A 3,370-nucleotide genomic window follows, 5' to 3' on the forward strand; every position below is an offset into this window, starting at 1 on the left:
CCCGGCCGGTCGCGGTCCCGACGGTCCCGGTGGTTCCGGCGGGCCGAAGCCGGACGACAGCGGTTCCGCACCGGTCGCCCTGCTCCCGGCCTCCGGGCATGGTCCGGTCGCCGGTGCACGGCCCGCCCGGGGCGTGCGGCTCGGCCGGGCAGGGGCCTGCATCCCGGCCGCCGTCCGGTCCGGCACCGGGCTCCACCGGTGCCGGGGCACCCGGCAGGCGGCGAGGGGGTCCCACCGTGCGCACTGATTCGCTCGCCGCCCCGCCGGCCGGAAGGCCGCTACGCCTCGCCGTGCGCCATCTTGATCAGCCGGTCCAGCACCTTGCCGCCGCTGGCCCGCAGGCCGTCGTGCTCCCACTCGTTGGTGACCCAGGCCCGCAGGCCGCGCACCGCGCGGGCGGTCTCCAGTGAGTCGGCGGTGTCCACGTACATGTCGTCGTGGTAGACCGCCGCCACGACGGGCACGGTGTTGGCGGCCAGTCGCGCCGGGTCGTAGAGGTCGGGCCAGTCGGTGCGGGCGGCGAGCAGGTCCGCGGTCTCCTTCAGCGGGCGCAGCGCCGGGTCGGTGTCGAACATCCAGGGGTAGATCATCTCCCCGGTGAACAGCACCGGCGCGCCGGACGCCAGCGCGGCCCGAGCGTCGAACTGCGGGAACTCCTTGCGGACCCGCTCGGCCGACCAGGCGGTGCCGCCCTGGTCCACCGAACGCTGGCCGTAGATCGACTCGTGCAGCACGGCGTACAGCGGGCCCTCGGCGAAGGACAGCTTGGCCTGGACACCGGCCAGGAAGGTGTCGGAGAGCTCGGCCCCGGCCGGGCCCTCCACCCAGGCCTCCTCCAGCAGGTAGTGCAGGGTCCCGGAGCCGCTGCCGCCGCCGAGCATCATCCCGAGCACCTGGAAGGCCTCGACGGTGAGCTGCCCGCCGTCGGGCAGGGTGGCGGGGGAGTCGGCGAGGTGGGCGGCGATCCCTCGCACTGCCTCCACGTCCTGGGGGAAGCGGGCGTAGTGGTCCTCGTTCTTGCGGACGACGCGCGGGTAGGCGGCGCGGTAGACGTCATCGGCCGAGCTGCCGAGGCCGGAGAGACCGCCGGTGATGAAGGCCTCGGTCAGCCCCTCGGGGGCGAAGGAGAGGTAGGTGAGGGTGCAGAAGCCGCCGAAGCTCTGGCCGAGCACGCTCCAGCGCTGGTCGGCGCCGAGCAGCCGGTGGCGGATCAGCTCGGCGTCCCGGACGATCGAGTCCGCGCGGAAGTGGGCCAGGTAGTCCGCCTGCTCCTGCGGGCCGCCGCGCCGGGCGAGGGTCTGCCTGGTCGCGGGCGTGGACCGTCCGGTGCCGCGCTGGTCGAGCAGCAGCACCCGGTAGTCGTCCAGGGCGCGCTCCAGCCAGGCGTCCCGGCCGAGCGGACGGGCGGCCTTGCCGCCGGGCCCGCCCTGGAGGAAGAGCAGCCAGGGCAGGTCGTCCCGCTCGCGGCCCGAGGCCACCACCTCGCGGGCGTACACCTCGATCTGCTCGCCCTCCGGCGCGGCGTGGTCGAGCGGGACCTGGAAGACGTGGTCGGTCGTGACAATCCCGGGCAGCCGGCTGATGGTGGACATGCAACTCCTCGGTCTCTGCTGGTCACAGCGGTTGCGTCGCGGTTCACGGGGCCACCGGGTACAGGCGCCGCGACCCCCGCACCGTATCCTGGCGCCGGTCGAGCACCGGTTCGACCGTCTCCGTCTCCGTCCCCGTCCACCGGGCCGAGCGGCCGAGCGCGACCGGGCCCCGGCCCCAGCGGCACCGGAGCCGGGCTCGGACCCCGGACGGCACCAGGGCCCTGGCGAAGCCCTCCGTGACGCTGCCGACGGAGGCGGCACGACCGCCCGGCGGCCCCGAGCGCGACCAGCCGCAGCGACGGCGGGCGTGACCTGGCGGCGGTCCGCGGCGTTCACCCCGGGGGCCCTGTACCCGGACGGTGTCCGACCGCAGCCCGGGTTCCGGGCGGCCGTCCGGCGGCGCGGACCGGCTGGGCACGACCGACCGGGCACGACCGGCGGCCCATCGGACGCGGGCCGCGGGGGCAGGGCGTCACGGGCGGGGCGTCACCGGTAGGCCGGGGCGCCGGACCTGACGACGTGACGTGCCGGGCACGATGAGGTGCCCGACGCGAAAGGCGCGGTGCGCCGGTACCGGCCCGGTACCGCACACCGCATGGCACGGCCCGCCGCCGGGTACGGCCAGACACGGCACACCCGCCGACGGGGTCAGACCTCGCCGGCCAGGCACCACCAGCGCGCGATCGAGCATGCTCGCGGCCCACCGGCCTGACCGGCCACCGGACCGCCGAAGGGAGGAGAGTCCGGTGACCGCCATGAGGCCACTACAGGCCATGCCGGCCGAGAGCGTGGTCGGCGCGCCCAGACCGGTCGGCCGTTTCGACCAGGTCCCGACGGCCGGGCCCGCAGGCGCACTCGCCGGCCTCGGACGGCCCGCGGCCCCGCCGCGCCCCCAGCCCCCCGCCGTCCACCACGCGCTGCTCTGCGTCAACGCCCCCGCGATGGCCGCCTCCGGCCCGGACGGCCAGCTGCGCGGCCACGGCCTGCACGGCTTCTACCGCAACGGCGTCCGGGTGCTGGCCCGGATGGAGCTGCGGCTGGGCGGGATGGAGCCGCTGCCGCTCCAGGGCAACCTGACCAGCACCGCCCAGGCCCGATTCCTCGGATCCGTGCGCCTCCCCGGCGACCTCGACCCGGACCCGGCGCTCACCGTCGAGCGACTGCGCCACGCGGACGGCGTGGAGACGGTCACGGTGCGCAACACCGGCGCCCGGCCCGCCCGGCTGCCGCTGGAGATCGCCCTGGGCACCGACCTCGGCCCGGTCGCCGAGATCGCCGCCGGTCACCGCCCGCCCGACCTGCCCGGCCAGGTGCAGTCCGCCGGGCTGCGCTGGTCGGGCCCGGTGCACTGCGCCGTGGTCAGCGCCAAGCCCTCCCCGCACGCCGTCCTGGCCGGGGCCGGGGTGCTCCGCTGGGACTTGGAGGTCCAGCCCGGCACCCGCTGGTCGGTCGAGCTGTGCGCCGAGCTGGAGAGCGCCCCGGGCGGCCCGCGTCCGCCCGGCGGGCGCGGCACCGGTGTCCCGCTGCCCTGGACGGACCCGGAGGTGCGCAGCGACGACCCGCGCGCCGCCCCGCTGGTCTACCGTTCCCTGGACGCCCTCGGCGGGCTGCTGTTCGCCGACCCGGACCGCCCCACCGACCTCTACCCGGCCTCCGGAGCGCCCTGGCGCTTCGGCCTCGCCCCGGCCGACGCGCTCTGGGCCGCCCGGCTGACCCTCCCGCTGGGCACCCGGCTCGCGGCCGGCACGCTGCGCGCGCTGGCCCGCCGGCAACAGGTC

General features: G+C 76.9%; 2 protein-coding genes. One reads left to right on the forward strand and one right to left on the reverse strand.

Features of this window, described 5'->3' with window-relative positions:
* Window positions 1–278 precede the first annotated feature (278 nt).
* On the reverse strand, window positions 279–1,592 hold the full coding sequence (locus BG452_RS31690) for an alpha/beta fold hydrolase (RefSeq protein ID WP_188307800.1): 1,314 nt from the start codon (window positions 1,590–1,592) through the stop codon (window positions 279–281).
* A gap of 755 nt (window positions 1,593–2,347) precedes the next feature.
* Here BG452_RS31690 and BG452_RS31695 point away from each other — a divergent pair.
* On the forward strand, window positions 2,348–3,370 hold a 1,023-nt coding region (locus tag BG452_RS31695; RefSeq protein WP_317621320.1), incomplete at its 3' end, for a glycogen debranching N-terminal domain-containing protein.

The sequence above is a fragment of the Streptomyces sp. CBMA123 genome, assembly GCF_014596465.1.
In the GTDB taxonomy this organism is placed as follows: Bacteria; Actinomycetota; Actinomycetes; order Streptomycetales; family Streptomycetaceae; genus Kitasatospora.